This is a genomic window from Vibrio sp. ED002, assembly GCF_023277445.1.
In the GTDB taxonomy this organism is placed as follows: Bacteria; Pseudomonadota; Gammaproteobacteria; order Enterobacterales; family Vibrionaceae; genus Vibrio; species Vibrio jasicida.
The window spans coordinates 394,110-417,582 of the sequence record NZ_CP080239.1; the positions used below are offsets into that span (position 1 = coordinate 394,110).

19 protein-coding genes and 1 pseudogene are annotated in these 23,473 nt (G+C 45.1%); 18 read left to right on the top strand and 2 right to left on the bottom strand.

Going from position 1 to position 23,473, the window contains the following annotated elements:
* Position 1 precedes the first annotated feature (1 nt).
* Genes ITG12_RS18560 through ITG12_RS18570 form a run of 3 tightly spaced genes read left to right on the top strand, consistent with a single transcriptional unit; the run spans position 2 to position 2,861 of the window.
* The gene (locus ITG12_RS18560) at positions 2 to 1,126 is read left to right on the top strand and encodes an enoyl-CoA hydratase/isomerase family protein (RefSeq protein ID WP_248874690.1); all 1,125 of its coding nucleotides are present in this window, start codon (positions 2 to 4) and stop codon (positions 1,124 to 1,126) included.
* 11 nt (positions 1,127 to 1,137) lie between these two features.
* Complete coding sequence (gene mmsB / locus ITG12_RS18565; RefSeq protein WP_038877209.1) at positions 1,138 to 2,043, top strand: 3-hydroxyisobutyrate dehydrogenase; 906 nt, start codon at positions 1,138 to 1,140, stop codon at positions 2,041 to 2,043.
* A 59-nt stretch (positions 2,044 to 2,102) separates the two neighbouring features.
* The gene (locus ITG12_RS18570; protein ID WP_248874692.1) at positions 2,103 to 2,861 is read left to right on the top strand and encodes an SDR family oxidoreductase; all 759 of its coding nucleotides are present in this window, start codon (positions 2,103 to 2,105) and stop codon (positions 2,859 to 2,861) included.
* 200 nt (positions 2,862 to 3,061) lie between these two features.
* Here the strand turns inward: ITG12_RS18570 and ITG12_RS18575 are convergent, their stop codons facing one another.
* Positions 3,062 to 3,598 carry a hypothetical protein gene (locus tag ITG12_RS18575; protein ID WP_038893656.1) on the bottom strand — a complete coding sequence of 179 codons (537 nt, stop codon included), beginning with the start codon at positions 3,596 to 3,598 and terminating at the stop codon, positions 3,062 to 3,064.
* A gap of 713 nt (positions 3,599 to 4,311) precedes the next feature.
* Here ITG12_RS18575 and cyoA point away from each other — a divergent pair.
* The 8 genes from cyoA to ITG12_RS18615 all read left to right on the top strand — a co-directional run bounded on the left by cyoA (position 4,312) and on the right by ITG12_RS18615 (position 11,806).
* Complete coding sequence (gene cyoA, locus ITG12_RS18580) at positions 4,312 to 5,193, top strand: ubiquinol oxidase subunit II (RefSeq protein WP_080774367.1); 882 nt, start codon at positions 4,312 to 4,314, stop codon at positions 5,191 to 5,193.
* Positions 5,194 to 5,198: 5 nt separating this feature from the next.
* The gene (gene cyoB / locus ITG12_RS18585) at positions 5,199 to 7,235 is read left to right on the top strand and encodes a cytochrome o ubiquinol oxidase subunit I (RefSeq protein ID WP_248874694.1); all 2,037 of its coding nucleotides are present in this window, start codon (positions 5,199 to 5,201) and stop codon (positions 7,233 to 7,235) included.
* Positions 7,225 to 7,824: a cytochrome o ubiquinol oxidase subunit III gene (gene cyoC / locus ITG12_RS18590; protein WP_005451611.1), complete on the top strand. Its 600-nt coding sequence runs from the start codon at positions 7,225 to 7,227 to the stop codon at positions 7,822 to 7,824. Before cyoB ends, cyoC begins: the two co-directional genes overlap by 11 nt.
* Positions 7,824 to 8,135 (top strand): cytochrome o ubiquinol oxidase subunit IV, encoded by a 312-nt coding sequence (gene cyoD, locus ITG12_RS18595; protein ID WP_005443825.1) that lies wholly within the window; start codon positions 7,824 to 7,826, stop codon positions 8,133 to 8,135. The genes cyoC and cyoD overlap by 1 nt, the downstream gene beginning before the upstream one ends.
* Positions 8,136 to 8,143: 8 nt before the next feature.
* Positions 8,144 to 9,016 carry a heme o synthase gene (gene cyoE / locus ITG12_RS18600; RefSeq protein WP_005451612.1) on the top strand — a complete coding sequence of 291 codons (873 nt, stop codon included), beginning with the start codon at positions 8,144 to 8,146 and terminating at the stop codon, positions 9,014 to 9,016.
* Between the two features lie 177 nt (positions 9,017 to 9,193).
* Positions 9,194 to 10,063, top strand: coding sequence for a hypothetical protein (locus ITG12_RS18605; RefSeq protein WP_248874697.1), 870 nt, complete (start codon positions 9,194 to 9,196; stop codon positions 10,061 to 10,063).
* Between the two features lie 16 nt (positions 10,064 to 10,079).
* Entirely contained in the window at positions 10,080 to 10,508 is a 429-nt protein-coding gene (locus tag ITG12_RS18610; RefSeq protein WP_248874698.1) for a hypothetical protein, read from the top strand.
* Positions 10,509 to 10,711: 203 nt separating this feature from the next.
* Complete coding sequence (locus tag ITG12_RS18615; protein WP_248874700.1) at positions 10,712 to 11,806, top strand: NADH:flavin oxidoreductase; 1,095 nt, start codon at positions 10,712 to 10,714, stop codon at positions 11,804 to 11,806.
* Between the two features lie 65 nt (positions 11,807 to 11,871).
* Here ITG12_RS18615 and ITG12_RS18620 read toward each other — a convergent pair whose 3' ends face one another.
* Positions 11,872 to 12,768, bottom strand: a complete 897-nt coding sequence (locus ITG12_RS18620; protein ID WP_039975208.1) for a LysR family transcriptional regulator — start codon at positions 12,766 to 12,768, stop codon at positions 11,872 to 11,874.
* A 155-nt stretch (positions 12,769 to 12,923) separates the two neighbouring features.
* Between ITG12_RS18620 and ITG12_RS18625 the strand changes: the two genes are divergently transcribed.
* From ITG12_RS18625 to ITG12_RS18655, 7 genes and pseudogenes are all read left to right on the top strand, one after another.
* Positions 12,924 to 13,322 carry a RidA family protein gene (locus ITG12_RS18625; RefSeq protein ID WP_248874703.1) on the top strand — a complete coding sequence of 133 codons (399 nt, stop codon included), beginning with the start codon at positions 12,924 to 12,926 and terminating at the stop codon, positions 13,320 to 13,322.
* A gap of 98 nt (positions 13,323 to 13,420) precedes the next feature.
* Positions 13,421 to 14,880 (top strand): annotated as a pseudogene (locus tag ITG12_RS18630) (aldehyde dehydrogenase family protein).
* Between the two features lie 67 nt (positions 14,881 to 14,947).
* Entirely contained in the window at positions 14,948 to 15,940 is a 993-nt protein-coding gene (locus ITG12_RS18635; RefSeq protein ID WP_248874704.1) for a membrane dipeptidase, read from the top strand.
* Between the two features lie 107 nt (positions 15,941 to 16,047).
* Positions 16,048 to 17,652 carry a BCCT family transporter gene (locus ITG12_RS18640; RefSeq protein WP_038866535.1) on the top strand — a complete coding sequence of 535 codons (1,605 nt, stop codon included), beginning with the start codon at positions 16,048 to 16,050 and terminating at the stop codon, positions 17,650 to 17,652.
* 117 nt (positions 17,653 to 17,769) lie between these two features.
* A complete protein-coding gene (locus ITG12_RS18645; protein WP_248874706.1) occupies positions 17,770 to 19,506 on the top strand; it encodes a hypothetical protein in 1,737 nt (578 codons plus the stop codon).
* Positions 19,503 to 20,234, top strand: a complete 732-nt coding sequence (locus ITG12_RS18650) for a DUF3726 domain-containing protein (RefSeq protein WP_248874708.1) — start codon at positions 19,503 to 19,505, stop codon at positions 20,232 to 20,234. Before ITG12_RS18645 ends, ITG12_RS18650 begins: the two co-directional genes overlap by 4 nt.
* Before the next feature lie 829 nt (positions 20,235 to 21,063).
* A complete protein-coding gene (locus ITG12_RS18655) occupies positions 21,064 to 23,406 on the top strand; it encodes a M4 family metallopeptidase (RefSeq protein WP_248874710.1) in 2,343 nt (780 codons plus the stop codon).
* Positions 23,407 to 23,473 lie beyond the last annotated feature (67 nt).

Genomic DNA, 23,473 nt, shown 5'->3' on the forward strand with positions numbered 1-23,473 from the left:
CATGACAGGAAAAGTAACCATTAGCGAAATAGATTGCTTAGACGGCGTGCACCGAATTGGTATCGCGACGTTAGACAACACGGCTTCTTTGAATGCGTTGACTTACGACATGTTGGCAGAACTCAACGACCAACTTATCGAATGGCAAGATGACCCTGATTTGGTGTGTGTCATCCTCAATGGAGCGGGTGAAAAATCGTTTTGTGCAGGGGGCGATGTACGAACCATGTACCACGTCATGCACGAGAAAAGCAAAGAAGAGACCGCAGAGTTCTGTTCTAATTACTTCTCGCTTGAGTACGAATGCGACTACCTGATTCATACCTACCAAAAGCCAATCATTGGCTGGGGAGAGGGTATTGTGATGGGCGGTGGCATGGGCTTGTTTATGGGCACCAGTCATCGAGTCGTCACCCCTAAATCTCGTCTTGCGATGCCAGAGATCAATATCGGGCTTTACCCGGACGTGGGTGGCACTTGGTTCTTAAGTCAAATCGACCCAGAGGTAGGTTTGTTCCTTGGTTTGACTGGCGCAATGGTGAATTCAAGTGACGCTGTCACTATAGGGCTGGCAGAATGGTTGCTGTTGGAAGAGCAATATCCGGCACTGTTAGAAGAGCTGAAGCAAGTCGACTGGGGTTCAGCCGATGCCAAATCGCTTGTCAGTGCGTTACTTCAGTTGATGGAAGATCAAGTCATCGACAGTAAGCCGACAACTCAGATTTGCCCTTATCTCGACCAAATTAAAGAAGCCTGCAAAGGCTATGACTTAAATCAGATTGCCCAACGTATTCAAGCAATGGAAGGCGAGACTCAATGGCTTGAGAACGCACAAAAATCATTTGTTGCGGGCAGTCCGATCACCGCACATATCTGTTTTAGACAAGTCAAAGAGTACCACCGCTTGTCATTGGCGGATTGTTTCCGTCTAGAGCTAACCTTGTCAGTTCGTAGCGCATTACTCGGTGAGTTTGAAGAGGGCGTGCGCTCTCGATTAGTTGATAAAGATGGCAATCCAAAATGGATGTTTAACAGCGTCAGTGAAGTCGATGAAAGCGTCATCGATAACTTGTTCACTTCTCTTTGGTCAAAAGAGGAACATCCACTTGCACAGCTAGGAAAATAAGGAGAAACAACATGAGTACCATTGCATTTATTGGCTTGGGCAACATGGGTAGTCCAATGGCACAAAACCTATTGGCGTCAGGGTTTCACGTGCAAGTGTTCGATGTGGATGTGAACGCGGCGAAGCAACTTGAACCGTTTGGCGCGGTGGTTGCCGGTACGTTAGAAGAAGCCGTAGATGGCGCAGGAACCGTCATCACCATGCTACCAGCAGGTGCACACGTGCGTGCGGTGTATTTGGGGGATTTACACGGTGGTGTCGGTCTGCTCAATATTGTGCAGGACAACGCATTGCTGATTGACTGTTCGACCATCGATCCAGATTCCGCACGCTTGGTGGCGAACGAAGCTCAGAACAAACGATTGTTGTTTGTCGATTCTCCCGTCTCTGGTGGTGTAGCAGGCGCAAAAGCAGCAACGCTGACCTTTATTGTTGGTGGCTCGGATGAGGCGTTCTCCAAAGCCAATGCGATCTTGCAATACATGGGTAAGAACGTGTTCCACGCTGGTAAAGCGGGCGACGGTCAGATGGCAAAAATCTGTAATAACCTCATGTTGGGTATCTTGATGTCGGGAACCTGTGAGGCGCTCAATCTCGGCATTGATCATGGTCTCGACCCGAAAGTCTTATCCAATATCATGCTGCAAAGCTCTGGTCGAAACTGGGCGCTGGAGCTCTATAACCCATGCCCCGGTGTGATGGATTCTGCGCCAGCGAGTAATCAATATAATCCCGGCTTTATGAGCAAGTTGATGCTCAAAGATCTTGGCTTAGGCTTGGATGCGGCGCTGCAAACCCACTCTTCTGTTCCGATGGGCTCTTTGGCTCGTAACCTTTATGCATTCCATAACGCGGCAGGTCATGCAGAACTCGATTTCTCAAGCTTGTTTGAATTCTATAAGAACCAGAAGGGCTAAAAGCAAGATTCCCTATCAGGCGTTTAAGCATGGAAGTTATCCAGTAATGGAGTACAGATATGGATTTAAAAAACAGTGTCATTGCAATCACAGGTGCGGGGCAAGGGTTAGGGCAGATGATGGCGGTCAGCCTTGCTCAAGCGGGCGCAGATTTAGCATTGCTTGATGTTAACGAAATGGGACTTTTGAATACCCAAGAACAATGCCGCATGCTCAGTGCCAAAGCATTGACCTATCGACTTGATGTGACCAATGAATCTGAAGTGGAGGATACCTTTAATGAGATTCTTCAAGACTTTGGGCAGCTAAACGGCTTAGTTAATAACGCAGGCGTCTTACGAGATGGATTGTTAGTCAAAGCCAAAGACGGCGAAATCACCAAGATGTCGCTTGAGCAGTTCAACCTAGTGATGAACGTCAATGTCACGGGCACCTTTTTGTGTGGTCGAGAAGCGGCAGTCAAAATGATCGAGAGTGGCTCGAAGGGGGCCATCATTAACATCTCCAGCGTGGCGAGAGCAGGCAATATTGGACAAACCAATTACTCTGCATCGAAAGCTGCCGTCGCAACCATGGCAACAACATGGGCAAGAGAACTCGCCAGATATGGCATTCGCTCTGCGGCTATTGCGCCCGGTGTCGTCAAAACGGCAATGGCAGATCAAATGAAACTAGAAGCCATAGACCGGCTGCAAAAGATGATACCCGTCGGTAGGATGGGGGAGACGAGTGAGATTGCTCATGCTGTGAAATACATTCTTGAAAACGACTACTTCACAGGGCGAGTGCTCGAAGTGGATGGCGGAATGAGAATGTGAAGAAAGAGCCGACTACGGCTCTTTCTTGTTTTTGAGTGTCTCAATTTTGTGTGTGTAATAAGCACTTTGAAAGAATGCTATTCCGAACACGAAATAAAACAAACCAGTTTTAGTCGAGTCGTCTGCGTCAGACCAGAACCAAACAACAAAGGAAAAAACTATGGTGTAATAAACTGTCGTAACTATAAGGTTTTTATACATTAGTACAGCCTTGAGTGATTAGTGGTTTGGCGTCGATTTAGTTCTTTTTTTGCCTTATTCAGTTCTCTACTATTGAAATAAACCGAGCCCCAGATGACTAGCAGCAACCAGTGCCTTCTTCCCAGTTTCTTCAAAGACCAAACCTCTTTCACGAGATCTTTTCCACTTAACGCCGATGCTCCAACTCCGATATAGCCAGCGTAGTCAGAGATAGCAGTATGAAAATTTATGTCAGATTCGAGTTCATTTGTTGATAATGACCATACTCCCCATTGGGGATTGACGTAAGTTGTATCAAGTACTTTAGTTATCAATGTTCCCATCAACGCGCGATTGGACACAGACCTAATTAATGTCATTGCTTCGATACGTTGATGCCTATTCATATGCCGGTACAAGATTACACTGGCTATGGCTTCTACTTCTTTGACTCCACCATTTTGTGTCAGGTTTGCTGGAATATCTGTAATTTTCGCTAGAAACTTGAGTTGTTCATTAGTTGATGTAGGAATGTGATAGGGGAGGTTATCTTTCATATTTATATGTGTTTAGTTGATTATTTTGAAAAGCATAATCAACTGAAGAACTTTACAAAAATCAGAGCTTCTTTATCTCGAATGAACTCACAAATTTAATTGTACAGAATGAAATGTTCTCAAGCTAAAGACGTCGCTACTTAGTGTTAAATTGAGTTAACAGTTCAGTGGGCGGTTTCCCCGTTACTTGCTAAAACATAGATCTCGTAAATGTCATGTCGTTGTCAGTGATTGAAATTTGAAATGCCATGTAAATAGTATGTGAATTCATAACTATGATGCTGGTCACGCTTTCCTTAATTCGCACTTTCTAATGTAGCTCACACTCTCGCGCCGAATACGCAACTGATTACTCTTCTCGTTTGCGTTGCTTAAGTTACTGTAAAGAAAAGAATATGCGCTGTAGTACGTTAATGTTGTGCACCTGTTTTGCTATTCCTATATCAATATAAGCTTTCATAAATGGAACGTTAGTTTCCATCTGTGGCTAATGAGCTTTCCTTTTTCCCTCCGCATAATGCGCTCGAATGTAACAATGTATTTCAAAGTGTAACAATAAACTCACGTTGTGAGTGTGGTTTTAACCATCAAGCAACTTGATATCTCCCACCAAGAAGTCCATTGCTGCACAAGCTCAACACAAAAATATTCTAATGACCAAGACAACCAATCGCAGGGCTTGCTCTGTTGTTGGCTAACCATCGAGAAAGTTAATGGAAGCTTCAAGATATACACGCATCTTATCGAGGATAAGTTTGGTGGCGACCATCCTTATGCTCGCAGGGTGTAACTCTGCTCTACTTGACCCGAAAGGTAGTATTGGCGTTCAGGAAAAGGAACTGATCATTACAGCGCTTTTACTGATGCTGATTGTCGTGATCCCTGTGATTCTAATGACAATCTATTTCGCTTATCGCTACCGAGAATCCAACACGGATGAAGAATACGCTCCGGATTGGTCGCACTCGACCAAGATCGAAGTGGTGGTGTGGACGATTCCAATCATCATCATCGCGATTCTGGCAACCATCACTTGGCGTTCTACTCACGAGTTAGAGCCATCCAAGCCCATCGCAAGTGACGTCAAACCCATCACCATTGAGGTGGTGTCACTCGACTGGAAATGGCTGTTCATCTACCCAGAAGAGAACATTGCGACAGTGAACTATGTGGCGTTTCCGAAAGATGTTCCGGTTCAGTTCAAACTGACCTCAGACAACATCATGAACGCGTTCTTTATCCCGCGTCTCGGTACTCAGATTTACGCGATGCCAGGTATGGTGACCAAGTTGAATCTGATTGCAAACCACACAGGGGATTATAAAGGCTTTGCTTCTAACTACAGCGGTAAGGGTTTCTCGCAAATGAAATTTACCGCAGCGGCAATGGAAGATCGCACTGCATTCCTGAATTGGGTACAGCAAGTGAAAGCCAGCCCTGATCGAATCGAAGACTGGGAGCAATTCCGTGCGCTTGCATCACCAACGGTGGCGGAGCCTGTGAAGATGTTCTCTAGTATTCCACCATTTTTGTTCACCGACGTCGTGACCCAGCATCCGGGTTCAATGAACTGTTTGCCGGAAAATCTAGGATAATCGCAATGTTTGGAAGATTAACACTTGAATCAATCCCTTATCACGAGCCGATTATTGTCGTCACTCTAGCGGTGATCGCGATCGTTGGTTTGGCTGTCGTTGCGGCGATAACCAAAGCGGGTAAGTGGCAATACTTATGGAATGAATGGTTTACTTCGGTAGACCACAAAAAACTAGGCTTTATGTACATCGCTGTGGCAATGGTGATGTTGGTTCGTGGCTTTGCTGATGCGGTCATGATGCGTAGCCAACAGCTGCTTTCTGCGGCAGGTGAGACCGGTTATCTACCACCACATCACTACGATCAAATCTTTACTGCCCATGGCGTAATCATGATTTTCTTCGTGGCAATGCCGTTGGTGATTGGTTTGATGAACATCATTGTACCGCTGCAAATTGGAGCGCGTGATGTGGCATTCCCTTACTTAAACAACCTGAGTTTCTGGTTGTTTGTTGTGGGTGTGATCCTAACCAATATGTCACTTGGCTTGGGTGAGTTTGGCCGTACTGGTTGGTTGGCGTATCCGCCACTGTCTGGTATCGAAGCAAGCCCCGGAGTTGGGGTGGATTATTGGATATGGGCACTGCAAATATCCGGTGTCGGCACCACGCTGACGGGCGTGAACTTCTTCGCAACCATCTTGCGCATGCGTACACCGTCTATGCCAATGATGAAGATGCCAGTGTTCACGTGGGCGTCCCTGTGTGCCAACATCCTAATCATCATTTCATTCCCAATCCTAACTGTAACGATCGCGCTACTAACACTGGATCGCTACATCGGTACGCACTTCTTCACCAATGATCTTGGCGGCAACGTAATGATGTACGTCAACCTGATTTGGGCATGGGGTCACCCAGAAGTGTACATCCTGATCTTGCCTATTTTTGGTGTGTTCTCTGAGGTAACGGCAACCTTCTCACGCAAGAAGCTGTTTGGTTACACCTCACTAGTATGGGCGACCATCGTAATTACGATTTTGGCGTTCGTCGTTTGGCTGCATCACTTCTTCACCATGGGCTCAGGTGCGAATGTGAATGCGTTCTTCGGCATCGCCACCATGATTATCTCTATCCCGACCGGGGTGAAGATCTTCAACTGGTTATTCACCATGTACAAAGGCCGAATCCGCTTTACCACTCCGATGATGTGGACGGTTGGCTTCCTAATTACCTTCTCTGTAGGTGGTATGACGGGCGTACTAATGGCAGTACCGGGCGCGGACTTTGTTCTGCACAACTCAGTGTTCCTGATTGCGCACTTCCATAACGTAATCATCGGTGGTGTGGTATTCGGTTGTTTCGCGGCAATCACATACTGGTTCCCGAAAGCGACAGGTTTCACCATGAACGAAACATGGGGAAAACGTGCATTCATTTGCTGGATTGTTGGCTTCTTAATGGCGTTCCTACCGCTTTATGCACTGGGCTTTATGGGCATGACGCGTCGTCTAAGCCAAGATCTTAACCCAGAGTACTTCCCACTGTTAGCAGTTGCTGCAGCGGGTACGGCAGTGATTGCGCTTGGCGTGGCTTGTCAGTTCATCCAAATTTACGTGAGTGTTCGTGACCGCGAGCAAAACCGCGACCTAACGGGTGACCCATGGGGCGGTCGTACCTTTGAGTGGGCGACGTCCTCACCACCGCCGTTCTACAACTTTGCACACCTACCAAAAGGTGATGTGCTAGACGCGTTCTGGTACCAAAAGCAGAGTGGTGAATTCGATCCAACCAAAGAAGTGGAATACGAACGCATTCACATGCCGAAGAACACACCAACAGGTATTTATGTTTCTGCATGGGCATTGGTATTTGGCTTCGCGATGATTTGGTACATCTGGTGGCTAGCAGCAGCAAGCTTTGTTGGCATCATCGTGACGTGTATCCAACACAGCTACAACGACGACGTGGATTACTACGTTGAAGTAGAAGAAATCAAAGCGATTGAGGCGGAGCGTCGGGCTCAACTTGAAGAAGCGAAGAAAAACGAAGTGACAGACAACGATAAGAAAGACGATCTGGAGGTGACCTATGCAAGCTAATGTTGCGGTTCACGACCACGATCATCACCATGATTCTGCAGGCATTAAGCTGTTTGGTTTCTGGATTTACCTAATGAGTGACTGTGTATTGTTTGCGACTTTGTTCGCGACTTACGCAGTACTAGAAAGCGGATCTATTGCGGGTCCAACCGGTAAAGACATTTTCGAACTACCGTTCGTGTTTGTAGAAACCATGTTGCTGCTGTTCAGCAGTATCACGTTTGGCTTCGGCATGATTGCGATGAAGCGCAAAGACGTTGCAGGTTTAAAACGTTGGTTAAAAGTGACCTTCTTACTTGGCGCTGGCTTTATCGGGATGGAAGTGTACGAGTTCCATCACCTGATTGTTGAAGGCTACGGTCCACAAGAAAGTGCATTCCTATCTGCGTTCTTCACTTTGGTTGGAACACACGGTCTGCACGTAACCTTTGGTTTGATCTGGCTAGCTGTGTGCTACCACCAACTGTCCACCAAAGGCTTGAACGATAACATGTCGATGCGATTCCAGTGCTTGAGCTTGTTCTGGCACTTCCTAGACATCGTTTGGATTTGTGTATTCACCATCGTTTACTTATTGGGGGTTATGTAATGGAACAACATCTAGATACAGGTGCCTCTGATTACGTAAAAGGCTTTATTGCGTCTCTGATCCTGACCGTGATTCCTTTCTACTGTGTGTGGGCGCAAGTGCTTCCAGATACCGCGACTTATGCCGTGTTATTTGGTTGTGCGATTGTGCAGATCTTTGTGCACTTTAAGTACTTCTTGCACATGGAAGTGAAAACGTCAGAAGGTCAGTGGAACGTGGTGTCACTGATGTTTACCGCCATTGTTGTGTTGATTCTGATCGCTGGCTCGATCTGGATCATCTACAACATGAACGTCAACATGAAGTTGTAGGCTAGGGTATGCTGAAAAGTTATTTGTCTATTACTAAACCGGGCATCATTTTCGGCAACCTGATTTCTGTTGCGGCGGGGTTCTTCCTCGCCGCAAAATCAGAACCCGCTAACTTTCTGTTGTTGCTAACAACGTTAGTTGGCGTCGGGCTTGTGATTGCATCAGGATGCGTGGTGAACAACATCTTCGACCGCGATATCGACCAAAAAATGAAGCGCACGCAAAACCGTGAATTGGTGATGGGAAACATCAACATCGACGCGGCATTTGTTTACGCTTTGGTATTGTTGTTGAATGGCACAGCGTTATTGTTCCAATTGGTGAATCCGCTCTCGGCTGTGGTTGTACTCTTGGGTTACGTGTTTTACGTCTTCTTCTACACCATGTGGTACAAGCGAAATTCAGTCTACGGCACCTTAGTCGGCAGCATTTCTGGCGCGGTTCCTCCGTTGGTGGGCTACCTTGCTGTGACGAACTACATCAGCTTAGAAGCGATTTTACTCTTCATCATGTTTTGTCTTTGGCAGATGCCGCACTCTTACGCGATTGCGATGTTCCGAATGCAAGATTACCGCGATGCAGGCATTCCTGTTCTTCCCGTTAAAGAGGGCATTACCAAAGCACATCAACATATGAAAGCGTATGTGGTGGCTTTTGGGGTGGTTGCTATTGGGTTGTTTATGTTGGGTGAAGCTGGTTACGAGTATTTAGCGGTCTCGGCAGCGGTGTGCTTTATGTGGACACGGGTGACATTCCAAAAAGTGAATTACAACAACTACATCCAATGGTCCAAAGCGGTGTTTAAGGTGTCGTTATTGGTCGTAATGAGCATCAGTGGCGTGCTTGGTTTAGAGTTGATTCCACTGCCGTTTATTCATTAAAGAGCGTATCTACGTGATTTGCTTTTTATGATAAACATATATATTGCATTTTTATTGAGCTAGTATCGAAAAAGTAATGCCTAAATTTTCTTACTAAGTACAGCCTAGTTAAATTGGTTACGTTTAACATGTTTGTTCATAAATGAGTTTTATCATATTTCGACTAGGCAATATAAAGTGCTATTAATAATAGAGAAGTCAGTAGGAAAAAATAGAGCTAACAAAAGTAGTGATGTAAGGAAAATCCAAGCCCTTCTAAATGTTTTCAATCGTAAAAAGGGTCTACCTATCATCAACATAACTGGAGTGTTTGACGAAAAAACATCAAAATCGCTGCTTGAATTTAAGAAATCCACCCAACATAAACAGCTATTAAATGAAAGTGTCATACTCAATGGGAATACTTTTAAAGCTCTTAAAGAAGTCTTAGCTACTACGTTTACGGTTAAGTCAATTAGTCCACCGAAAGAAGGAGCGTTAACTTGGAACTCGGAAGGTAATGAGGGAGGTAGGTTTCATAGTAGAAAACTACATGTACCAAGTGAAAACTCAGGGCTTACACTAGGAAGAGGTTATGATTTGAAGCTCAAATCAATCACAACAATTCGTCGTGACCTTGCATTTTCTGGGGTCAATCAAGAGAGAATCACAATACTACTCAAAGCTAGAGGTTTAAAAGGCGCTCAAGCGCGAAGCTTCATAATCGATAATGATTTATTAGATTTTGAGCTAACAACCGATGCTCAAATTAAGCTATTTAAAATTAGTTATGATTATGAAAAATCAGAAGTCATTAGAATTTGTAAAAAGTTAGATGTAGTTAATCGCTACGGAGTCACAGATTGGGATAATTTAGATGAGAAAATAAAAGAAGTTCTTGTTGATTTAAAATTTAGAGGTGATTACAGTCCTTTAACGAGAGTATTAATTCAGCCTATTGTGGTAAGGAATGATATTAAAGCATTCAAAGAAGTTATGAGTAACCGTGCTAATTGGCAGAGTGTGCCTCAAGATAGATTTGAGGCTAGAGCTAAGTTCCTACAATAGCCTTAAGGTGATTCATATGACTAATTTGAAAAGTATCTTGATGTGCATCGTTTTTTTGATTCCTTATAGTGTTTACGCTGTACTCCCTGCATCTTTAAGTTCTGTAAGTAGCTATCGAGTAAATGAGCAGTTAGTGAGGATTGCGATTCACAATATGGAAGTAAATCCCTTAATTGAGATAGATACCATTGATACACCCAGTTATACGCTTAATGACTCCAAGAAGATAAACTCGATTCTATTAGATAAAGAGGTTTTAGCTTTTACTGACTCTGCAGGCGTTTTTGTCGAAGATTACGGAAAACGAGGCACTAAGCTGTTTTTTTTATTGGATTATTTTTATTTGCAAAGTGGGAGTGTCCTTGTCGACTGTGAAGTCTCATTCAACAAAGGGAAAATCATGCAACCAGAATGCTCAGTAAAAGAACACGAAGAGGTAGAATAGAGTTTGTTCGCTTACCTATTTATCTCACCAAACCTTAATCCAGATTAAAGTTTTGCCGCAGTTTCGGCGGTAAGGTTCGCGTCGCTCATCGCACTGAACAGAAATTCAGAGAAGGAACAGCCATGCTTTGTGTATCGCTGTTCCTTTTTCGTTCCTGCTCGGTAGTGATGTATCTAAAAAGACAGATTTTAAGAGGACTGGACTTGAGCATTTTGTTTTCAGAAGCCCGCATTGGCAACATGACACTAAAGAACCGCTTTGTACGTAGTGCAACGTGGGAAAATATGGCGACAGAAGACGGTCACATGACCGAGAAGTTGTACGACATTTATGAAGAACTTGCCAAAGGTGAAGTGGGGCTGATCGTTACTGGCTACGCAAACATCGTAGAAGAAGAGAAGCCGAACGCAGGCATGATGGGGATCTACAACGACTCTTTCATCGATGAATATAAAAAGCTGACTGACCTTGTCCACGAACATGACTCTAAGATCGTTATGCAGATCGCTTACGGTGGCACAAAAACGACCTTCAACGTTGGCGAGCGTGTGATTTTTGCTCCAAGTGAAGTGCCAGAGCGCGGCACCAAAACTGAAGGCAAAGCGATGACTCAAGATGAGATCGACTACATCGTTAAAGCATTTGCGCTAGCGAGCAAGCGTGCACAAGATTCTGGCTTTGATGGTGTAGAAATCCACGCGGCGCACACATACTTGATTAACCAGTTCTTAAGCCCATACTACAACCGTCGTGAAGACCAATACGGCGGCAGCCTTGAGAACCGTATGCGTTTCCTTATGGAGATCTATGCCGAAACACGTAAGCTAGTTGGTGATGACTTCCCAATTCTAGTGAAGCTGACAGCCACAGAGTTCTTCGATGGCGGTTTGACGTTCGATGAAACGCGCATTGTTTGTAAGAAGCTAGAAGAAGTGGGCGTGGATGCGATCATCGTATCGGGTAACATTCACGGCAACGCAAGTACCATGGTAGGTGATTCGTTCGACGGTTACACGCTACAAGAAGAAGGCTACTTCCATGAATACGGTCAAGTGATCAGCCAAGATGTGAACGTACCGGTAATTACCGTAGGTGGCTTAAACGACTTCTGCGCGATTGAAAACTTGGCTGAAAATACCAAGATTCAGTTCTTCGCGCTTTCTCGCCCGTTATTGGCAGAGCCACAATTGATCAAGCGCTGGAAAGACGGTAACCGCGCCGAAGTGGACTGCGAACGTTGCTCTAAGTGTCGCACCAAGCGTGGCAACTTCTGCGTGGTTTACAAGCGCAGAAAGTAACGTGTTTTGACGCATGAAATTTTAAAAAGCCCCTGATGATTAACGTGTCAGGGGATTTTTTATGCTTACGCAGTTTCGACTTCTTCTTGGTAGTTCAAGTAATGAATGCACAAATCATGAAACGCTTTTGCCTGAGGGGAGATGGTTCTATCCGTCAGAGTAAAGATGCCAACTTGTCTTTCTAAAGGTGGATCGATAAGTGGAATCCAAACCAGTCGAGTTTCGTTGGTCGGGAACGCTAATTTGGGCAAGGTGGTGACACCAATACCAAGCTCAAGAACTGAGAATAAAGACGTGATGTTTTCAACAGAATACAAAGCTTGTTCACTTAGTGCGCGCGCAGGCGTGGGATCGAGTAGGGTGCAAGTTCCGTTTCGAATAAAAGGTTGTTCTAACAGCGTTTGCCACTCGATTCCTTCTGGATGCTGAGCGATAGGGTTATCCTTCAAACACACCACGCCAATGGGGTCAGAGATTAATGGGGTAAACTCGATGCCGCCTTCGTCTAAATGTGATGGGTTACCTAACGCTAAATCGACTTCGCCTGATAACAAACGGGCTTCGACGCCAGCGGCGTTATCATCAATCAAGCTGACTTCAACGTTTGGGTACTGCTCGCAAAACGCGCCTAGAACACTTGGAATCAATTTAGCCGCAACGGAGGGAACGCTAGCGATGCGTACCCGACCTTGTTGGCCCGCGGCGGCGGCTTTCAAGTCATTATCCAATGCACTGTAGATGTTGAGAAATTGAATAATTTTAGGTAAACAGATTTCACCGAAGGGAGTGAGCTTGGATTTGTTGCCCGTTTCAAACAGCGTTTGCCCTAGGTTTTTTTCCAGTTCTTTGATCGACGTTGACAGCGCCGCTTGCGAGCGGTTCGCTCTATGTGATGCCGCTCGAAAACCACCTTCCTCGACCACCATCACAAAATGCTTTAATTGTTGAAGCTTGATACTCATGGCGAAACCTCTGCAATCCCTTTATTTACCTTAGTCTTAATAAGGTGATAGATTTTTCTTATCAAATGTAAAAAATTTACCGTTCGATTTATCGCCTGTCAATGTGCAGTATTTAACTATCTTGAAACAAGGTTGTTACAAAGGTTGAAAGGCACGTGAATACTTTTACGAAAAAATACCCAGTCAAAACCGCATTGTTTGCTTCTAAAGCACCACTCGAGTGGGCCATCGTTAACAATGGCACCTTATACACGGCACAAATTCCGATTGATGATACAGGTGCTGTTGTAGAGGGTGGTATCGAAGCGCAAACACGCCAAACCTTCAATAACCTCGTCCATACTTTAGAGTGCGCGGGTGAATCGTTAGACTCCGTTTTACAAGTACTGATTTACGTGACTGATCGTGAATATCTCAAAACGGTTAACCAAGTGTACGCGGAGTATTTTGAGGCGCCTTTTCCAAACCGTGCCGCGATGGTGGTAGCAGGATTAGCTCGCGAAGAAATGTTGGTGGAATTTGTGGTGTACGCATCGGCGAGCCAGCCCGAGTAAATTATAAAAGCACAGAGCCAATACTTAGTTGGTTTTGTAAGTCAGATTAATGAACTGGTGGAAGACCACTGGACGTCAGGAAGAACAAGGACAGAACAATGACTTTTATCAATAATGTTCAAGCAGAAAAATCCCTCTATATTGCAGGCGAATGGCAATCGGGCGTTGATACGATTGCCAACATTAACCCTTCAGACATCAGTGAAAATTTAGGTCACTTTGCACAGGCGAGTGGAGCGCAAGTAGAGCAAGCTATTCAAGCCGCCAAAGTTGCGCAGCCAGAGTGGGAAAAAACGCCAATTGAGCGTAAACAAGCGGTATTGCAAGCAATCGGTGATGAGTTGATTGCCCGTTGTGATGAACTTGGTACGTTGCTTTCTCGTGAAGAAGGTAAGCCTTTGCAGAAGGTCGCGGTGAGATCTACCGTGCTGGTCAATTCTTCCAATATTTTGCGGCTGAAGTGCTGCGTCAAATTGGCGATAACGCGGCTTCCGTCCGTCCAGGCGTTTCCGTTGAGGTAACTCGCGAAGCCGTTGGCGTTATCGCCATTATCTCTCCTTGGAATTTCCCAACCGCTACGGCTGCATGGAAAATCGCGCCAGCGCTTGCTTTCGGCAACAGCGTCATTTGGAAGCCTGCGAACTTAACGCCAGCAAGTGCGGTTGCACTGACTGAGATTATCCATCGTCAAGGCTTACCTGCAGGCACATTCAACCTTGTGTTGGGCAGTGGCTCGCAAGTAGGTAACACGCTTATCAACTCGAAAGACGTAAATGGTGTGAGCTTTACTGGCTCTGTTGATACCGGACGTAAAGTAGCGGCAGCAACGGCACCGAATTTTGTCCGCTGTCAGTTAGAAATGGGCAGCAAGAACGCACTTGTGGTTGCCGACGATGCAGACATTCAAATCGCAGTTGAAGCAACCATTGCAGGCTCTTTCTCTGGTGCAGGTCAGAAGTGTACCGCGTCATCTCGTCTTGTCGTCATGGATGGCATTCACGATGCCTACGTTGAAGCACTGATCAAACGAATGAGTGAGCTTAAAGTCGGTCACGCTTTAGAAGACGGTGTGTTCATGGGACCCGTTGTGGATGGAAACCAATTGAATGCCAACTTCGAATGGATTGAGAAAGCACGCCAAAGTGGTGCGGAGTTAGCGTTCGGTGGCGAGCGCTTGAACTTAGCACATGATGGTTTCTACATGTCGCCAACCCTTTTCCTCAATACGCAAAACAGTTGGGAAGTGAACCAAGAAGAAGTGTTCGCGCCAATGGCAAGTGTGATTCGAGTCTCTGATTTGGATGAAGCTATTGCAGTAGCGAACGATACTCGCTTTGGTTTGACGGGCGGCATCATCACACAAAGCCTTCGTAACAGCGCCATCTTCAAACAGCAGGTACAAACTGGCTGTGTGATGGTCAACCTACCAACCGCAGGAACGGATTACCACGTGCCGTTTGGTGGTCGTAAAGAGTCGAGCTTTGGTCCACGCGAGCAAGGTCAATACGCAAAAGAGTTCTACACCGTGGTGAAAACCGCTTATCAACGTCCTTACTAAATGAAATAGGGCAGCCGAGCATTCCGCTGCCTAACCTTAAAGGCTCATTAACGTTTAAGGAGTGGTTATGTACCAACAACGGATTGTGATTGACGGATTGCAGTACTGCAATTGGGATCGAGAATACTTCCAAACGCTGAAGGCGAGCGGCATTACGGCTGTACATGCAACGATCGTTTATCACGAAAACGCACGAGAAACCTTAACTCGCTTTGCCGAATGGAACCTGAGATTCGAACAAAATGCAGACCTGATTATGCCTATTTACTCGATGGCTGACGTCGAGAAAGCAAAGGTAGAGGGTAAGGTTGGCGTCTTTTTTGGTGCGCAGAATTGCTCCCCAATTGACGATGAAATCGGCTTAATAGAAGTCATGCGTCGCCAAGGTTTGCTGATTATGCAGTTGACCTATAACAACCAAAGCTTGCTGGCGACAGGATGTTATGAGCAGAACGACTCTGGTGTCACGCGTTTTGGTAAACAAGCCATCGAAGAGATGAATCGTGTCGGTATGATCATCGACATGTCCCACAGTGCAGAGCGCTCAACGTTGGAAGCGATAGACCTTTCTTCTCGCCCAATTTGTATCAGCCACGCGAATCCAACCTTTGCTCACGACGCGCTGCGCAACAAATCGAATACCGTCATCAAAGCACTCACCGAACGAGGTGGTTTGATTGGCTTTAGTTTGTACCCATTCCACTTACCAAATGGTAGCCAGTGCACACTTGAAGATTTCTGCCAAATGGTCGCGAAAACTGCTGACCTGTTCGGTGTGGATCATTTAGGTATCGGCAGTGATCTTTGTTTAAACCAACCACAGCAAGTGCTTGAGTGGATGCGCAACGGTCGTTGGTCGAAAGCTATGGATTATGGCGAAGGCTCAGCAAACAACTCTGGTTGGCCAGATGCGTTGCCATGGTTCAGCGGCAGCAAAGGCATGGAAAACATTTACAACGGCTTAATGCGCCACGGATTTACTGAATCCGAGGCAGAAAAAATTCTGGGTGAAAACTGGTTCAACTTCCTCACAGAAGGTCTGGAGGCAAGAGAGAGCTAACCCAACTAAACAAGGAATAGCCCGTTAAAAAACAATAATAGGCGGGTGTGAAAGTCACTGTTTGTAGCCGTTCAATGGCAGCTGCAATGAACCTCTGGAGTCAGAGTATGTCTGATTTAACCAATAGCGTGAAAGCTTCAACGATGAGCGTGCCATCAAAGAAGTCTCAAGCAAATCACAACGACACAACAGCAAAAGAAAACTCACCTGATAAGTTGGGGCTTAGTAATCCCGCACTTTGGTATAGCGGCGGCTTTATTGCCCTGTTCGTTGCCATCGCACTGTATGATGGAGAACTCCTTTCAACACTGGTTAATACTGGATTCGCGTGGTCGGTAAAAGTCTTCGGTCCATATTGGCAATTACTGCTTCTTCTCACTTTTCTTATTGGTCTTGGTTTGGCAGCAGGGCGAACAGGCAAGGTGATGTTAGGTGGAACGACCAAGCCTGAAATGGACGGCTTCCGCTGGATGGCAATCATCTTTTGTACCTTACTAGCGGGTGGTGGTGTCTTTTGGGCAGCTGCAGAGCCAATTGCGCATTACGTGAGTCCGCCGCCATTGTATGGCCCACAAGAAAATCCACAGCAAGGTGCGGTGAATGCCTTATCACAGTCTTTCATGCACTGGGGATTCTTAGCGTGGGCAATTGTTGGCAGCTTGACGTCTATCGTGGTGATGCACCTTCACTACGATAAAGGCTTGCCGCTTAAACCTCGTATCTTACTTTACCCAATATTGGGTGAACGCGCACTGAAAGGCCAAACAGGTGCTTTGATTGATGCGTGCTGCATCATTGCTGTAGCGGCAGGGACGATTGGTCCAATCGGCTTCTTAGGTTTGCAGGTTAGCTACGCGTTAAATGTGCTATTTGATATCCCAGATGGCTTTACCACGCAATTGATCATCATTTTGTTTGCCATCGTACTTTACACCGTTTCAGCATTAAGTGGTCTGAATCGTGGTATGCAAATGCTTAGCCGATACAACGTAATATTGGCAATGGCGTTGATGGTTTACATCCTGATATTCGGTCCGACAGATTTCATCTTTAATGCTTATATTCAAGGTGTAGGTAGTATGTTGGACAACTTTATCCCAATGGCGACCTACCGTGGTGATGAAGGTTGGTTGAGCTGGTGGACAGTGTTCTTCTGGGGATGGTTCTTAGGCTATGGGCCAATGATGGCGATCTTTATCGCACGCATTTCCCGCGGTCGAAGTATTCGTCAATTGATTACGACCATCAGTATCATCGCGCCGCTTACGACGTGTTTCTGGTTCACCATTGTCGGTGGCTCTGGCCTAGCGTTTGAGATCGCAAACCCTGGTAGTGTCAGTGCCGCGTTTGAAGGCTTTAACTTACCTGGGGCATTGCTTGCGGTAACACAACAACTGCCAATGCCGATGCTGATTTCTATCTTGTTCTTGATTCTTACCACCATCTTTATCGTAACGACGGGTGACTCGATGACATATACCATCAGCGTCGTCATCAGTGGGGAAACGGAACCGAATGCCATCATTCGTACTTTCTGGGGTGTGGCGATGGGTGTGACCGCATTGATTTTGATTTCGCTGGGGTCTGGCGGTATCTCTGCCTTGCAATCTTTCATTGTCATTACGGCAGTTCCTGTGTCGCTTATTTTGCTGCCATCACTTTGGAACGCGCCACAAATTGCTATCAAGATGGCAAAAGAACAAGGGTTATAAGTCGCTAAAAAGCGATAACCCATAACTGATAAACAATAACGTGGAGCTTGTGCGGGTGATTCCTCCTGCATCCGCATAAGTCTATATTCTTACAATAAAAAATAGGTGGTGAGCAAAATGGATGCACATCGTTCTACTTACACTGAAACAACACTACGCGACGCTGCTATTGTCATGGCGCCAGAAAGGCTAGGGGCTATGCACCAAAACCGAATTAGCTTTGTACGAAGCCTGATTCGTAAAATGGCGAGCCAAGAGTGGCAAGTCAACAAGCATGAATGGCAACTTTGCCCTAGAGGGTTTGGCCATGTGATCTACAAACTGGCGACGCCAGAATACGTTTATCATTTGGTTGTCTTCTGCGATGAAATTGCCGATGAAGAGCGTAATGACCGAGTCATTGCAGAGAAATGGGACGTGACATTCGCGTTAGTGAAAGGCGACGTAAATGTCGAACTTTTAGAGCAGTTAAGAGCTAATGTTCCTTTGCAGGAAGCCGGGCGAAATCCAAATAATGTACTAGTTTTAGCGCGAGCGAATAAGAGCGTACGCGTGTTTGAACATATTGTTGCGGCGTTATCTAAAGGCCAACAACCCGAGCCGAAAGAACTGGCGGAAGTAGGGTACATCCTACGTACGACCGCGGTGTATGGAAATGGTAAGTTTGGTATTGCAGATTTCAAGTTGCTTGAGAACAATCCCGATTTCAATCAGTCGTTCAGTGCGCAAATGTGTGCAGTGTATCTATTGCGTGAGTTCAGCCTAGATTGGGTTCATTACTTAGCGCAACAACAGGGTGGCGATAATGCCATCGCACTACATCGTGGGTTACAACGCTATCTTGGTGTGGGGAACGCAACAGGACTGGGCATGGCACCATACCTTATTAACCATCCTTGTATCGTTGACCAATGGATGACGTCGCGCGAACGTGCCATTGCTCAAGTGTTTGCGATGCCTTGCGAGACTCAGCAAGAATCGCCACTAAACGCGTTATTGGCAAAAGCGCAGCGCCACTTAGAGCAAGTGATTACCATCAATCAACATCAAGACCAATTGAATTATAAAGCGATAGAAGACATTAAAGCGTTACAAATTAATCTAAATGCTTTGATTTCGAATCACATCAATTGGGGAGGCTTGATCGAACAAACGACAACAATGAGTTTGGAAGCCCAAGAAATCCTAACATCATGTTTGATCGAGCTGTACCCGTCTTTGGTGGATGAATTTGAGAACCAAATGAATACCGATGAATCTTTGTCGATTCCGGGTGGGAAGTGTGTTCAAGATGTTCTTCAGGTGCTAGAAAGCAAATATCGTTGGTCTATTGATGCCGATTACACACTGTCAGAAAATAACTATTGGTTTTGGTATCGTTCACAAGATAAAGAAGAGCCGCGAATGGGAGTTCGAGGTGAGGAGATTGGTGAAGAGCGAGAGCTGCCACTGGATATAGGTCGACAAGTTAGTCGCTACTACCATGCATTGTTGAAATGTCTGCCTGAAACATCACTTGCGGAATTCTTATTGCAAAATCCGCAATACCGAGCGATTACACGACGAGTATGGACCCTTGGTAACCGTGAAATGGGCGACATCCAAATGAATGTGCTGCGAGAAGATGCGCTGCCAATGCATTTGCTACGCTGCAAGCTAGCTGTGTTTGGCGCGACCAAGTTTGACCCGCGTTCAGACCGATGGGTGCGCGTAACCTTCTTCCAAGGCGCGCCGCTCTTGGATGAGGTTCGTGACCCAGCTTATAACGATACATGGATCTTTCCCATCATGCCCGAGCGTGAAGAAATCGCGCAAGGTGACAATCAAAAAATCAGTGGAGGTTTTGCATTATGATCGTCTCGCATAACGAGCTGGTAGCAGCAGTAAACAAAGCCTTTCTTGGTATGCGTCGCCATTGTGGTGAAGCCGATGTGATTGCCAATATGGTTGCCGATTTACAGATGGTTGGTTTGAATGGTGTTCGTCACTTTAACAACGCGAGTTTATTCCTTAATTTGGACTCCGATTGTGCAGTGACTATTACAGGAAATACGGATTCAAGCATCGAAATCGAATTGCATAATGGTAGCGTCGCATGTCATCTGCCTGCAGTGTTGGACTTTGCACTTGAGAAAATGATTAACACGAAATCGGTCACCATTACACTCAAACAATGTCACAATCGATGGTTAGCATACAGTGAGCTCGCAAGGCTTTCAGCAAAGGGGATTGCCTGTCGTGCTCAATGGGTAAACGGGACTAGCCCAAAACGCACCTTGTATGTACTTAACCGAGGGCATATTGCACCAGAGGTTTTTTTCTCTGACCAAGTGGAAGATCACAGTACGGATTACCACAGCATGACAATTGAGCTCTCCGTCAATGATTTTGATATCGAAGTAAGCTCACAAGGGTACTCCATCCACATAGAAGGGGAAGAACTGAGCCGTGCACAAAAGCAATCTTGGGACGAGGGTATTGCTGTCGAAGATGCCGAGTGGGAGACGTTAAAGCAAACTGCTACGGTTTTCCTTGTCGAGAACAGTGAACGTTCTATTCAAGGTGCAGGCGAATTAGTTTGATATTGATGCATTAACGAATAAAAATGTGAGGTTACCCAAGGGTAGCCTTTTTTATTTTCTTAACGTTGCTCTCTTCCTTAGGTAACTCCACCGTTGTTAATATTATTAAATATAACGAACTTGGGTGGTTATATTTATATCCACTTTGTTTGATTTTGTACTATCAATAAACAGAGTCTTTGTTTTTAATGGTTTTAATAAATCTATCCTTTTACCTCTTGTTTAAAACCTGTTTGTTATTATCTTATTTGTAATTTATCTATTCAGAGTTATTGTTTTTATATTCTCTATGTTGACTACTTTCGACTAATGACCTTTATTTTAATGTGGATTATAGTGGTTGGTATCTACTTTAGTATTACTTAGTCATTTAAATTAAACAGTCTTTAGTGCGATTATAATCATAATCTCAGTGGTGGCTTTTAATTGGGATGGCATTCATTCTGAATTTAAGAGCGATATTTGATTATTGGTTTTTGTATTTGAAATTATAAAGTCAATTATGCTAACTTCACCGCTTGGTTCAGTATTGCCCCCCTTATGTATTTCTAATCATTTAGTGTTAGTAGTATGCATTATTCATAATTGGATAAAACAAACAATATTTTTAAACAAAAATATCTAGTGATAAAAATAATATTCCATCATTTTATAAATGAGATCTTCTTTCCTAAAAAAAGACCTTGTCATAAAATTGTAATTTTTATTTTTACCAGTTGCATGAATTTATTTAATTGATGTATCACAACTATTTTATTGATTTTAATTATCGACTTCGGTGTGTTTTTTTCTGATAGATTCGACTCGAATACATCAAGGAGATAGATAAATGAAAATCAAGAAACGTCTGATAGCTATCGCTGTTGCAGGTGTAATGACGATGTCAGTACATGCAGGTGAATCAGTCACACTAAATAAGCCAGTGAACTTTACCAACTTCTCTGGGCTTAATTCGCAATTAGGTGTTAATAATGCATCTAGCTTTAAACAGGTTAAGAGCATTCACCTAAAAAAACGCGGTGTTTACAAGGTAAAGATTCAACAAAATGTTTGGGGCATTCCCGTATGGGGGCATTCGCTTAATGCGACTCAAAGTTTTAAAGGCGGTGCTTTAAAGGCCGTACAAGGCGATTATTTACGTGTGAACGATTTAGACCGAAGCTTTGTAAAGCCTAAATTGAACCGAGCAGAAGCGTTAAAAGTTGCGTCAAAGAACCTTGAGAATAAAGGTATCGCAGGCAAGTTTCTAAGAGATGTCGAAGATGATTTATTCATTTATCAAGATGGTAAAAAAACGCGATTGGTTTACGTAGTTTCCTACTTGCTAGCAAACAGCCTTCAACCTTCTCGCCCATTTACCATGTTAGATGCGCACAGCGGCGAAGTTATTGATCGTTGGGAAGGGATTGCTCATGCGCAAATCGGTACAGGTCCTGGTGGTAACGAAAAAACAGGCATGTATGAGTATGGCACCGACTATCATTACCTCGACGTACAAGAAGATGGCACCAACTGTGTAATGGAATCGGAGAACGTTGTCACGGTTAACCTAAATGGTGCAACTGAAGGTTCTACACCATACAGTTATGAGTGTCCTCGCAATGAATTTCAAGAAATTAACGGTGCTTACTCTCCACTGAACGATGCTCATTACTTTGGTAATATCGTATTCGACATGTACAAAAACTGGTTCGATACTGCGCCACTTACTTTTAAACTGATGATGCGTGTTCACTATGGAACGGGTTACGAAAACGCGTTCTGGGATGGCCAAGCAATGACGTTTGGTGACGGTGAGAGTTACTTCTACCCATTGGTCAGCCTTGATGTTTCAGCTCATGAAGTGAGCCACGGCTTTACCGAGCAAAACTCGGGGCTGGTTTATGCCAATCAATCTGGCGGTATGAATGAAGCCTTTTCAGATATGGCTGGCGAAGCTGCCGAGTTTTACATGAAGGGCGAGAATGACTGGATGGTCGGCAAAGACATCTTTAAAGAGGATGGGGCATTGCGTTACATGGATGATCCTTCACGAGATGGCTCTTCCATCAACCATGCACAAGACTACTATGATGGTTTGAATGTGCATTACAGCTCGGGTGTTTTCAACAAAGCCTTCTACCACTTAGCAACGACATCGGGTTGGGATACCAAAAAGGCGTTTGAATTGTTTGTGCTCGCGAACCAAATCTACTGGTCACAAGATAGTGACTTTTGGCAAGGCGCATGTGGCGTCAAGAACGCAGCAAACGACTTAGGGTATGACTCCTCTGCGGTTATGGATGCATTCGGCATTGTCGGTGTTGAGCCATGTGCTGAGCCGCCACTGCCGCCAGAGCCAGAATATCAGCGTCTTGAAAACGGTCAATCAGTGACCGTAGATGGCGCAACTGGGTCGAAAACCTATTTTGATATCGAAGTGCCGGAAGGCAAACCTCAACTTACGATCAATCTAACGGTGCCAAACGGTGACCCAGACATTTACGTTGGTTTAGATTATGCACCAAGCCCGAATGAAAACATTTGTTCTAGCTTGTCTGTTAGTGATGAAGTTTGTGTGATTGAGAACCCAGAGCAAGGTCGCTATACCGTGAACGTATTTGGTTACGCTGAGTATGACGGTGCAGAGCTAACGGCAACGTACGACGATAGCAGTGCAAACCTTCCTCCAGTAGCCTCGTTTGATCAGTCTGTCTCTGGCAAAACGGTGACACTTCATAGCACCAGTAGCGATAGCGACGGCAGCATCGTTTCTTACCAATGGAACCTAGGTGATGGTAGTGCGCAAACCGGCGAAGTGGTGACGCACACTTATGCGGCAGCAGGTGATTATGCGGTGACGTTAACCGTAACGGACGATGCAGGCAGTGCCACATCAACCACACAAACGGTGACAATTGAAGAAGGTCAAACAGATGCGTTCCCGCTGAAACTCAACTTCGGTAACAAGTTCCCGAATGGTAAGGCTCGTGTGAAGCTGTCTTGGAAGTATGACACTAACGATTACTTCATTGTTAAACGTAATGGCAAGAACGTAGGTGCAACAGACTTTAAGTCTTACGTCGACCAGTTTGAACATAACGGCACTATCGACGTGGAATACCAAGTGTGTACTTCGGGCAACGTATGTTCTGAAACCAAGCGTTACCGATTCATCAAACCAAACAAATAACAACGCAATAGCAAAGGGCTCCAGACGGAGCCCTTTTTTCGTCAGTAAGGTTAGTAAAGGAAAATAC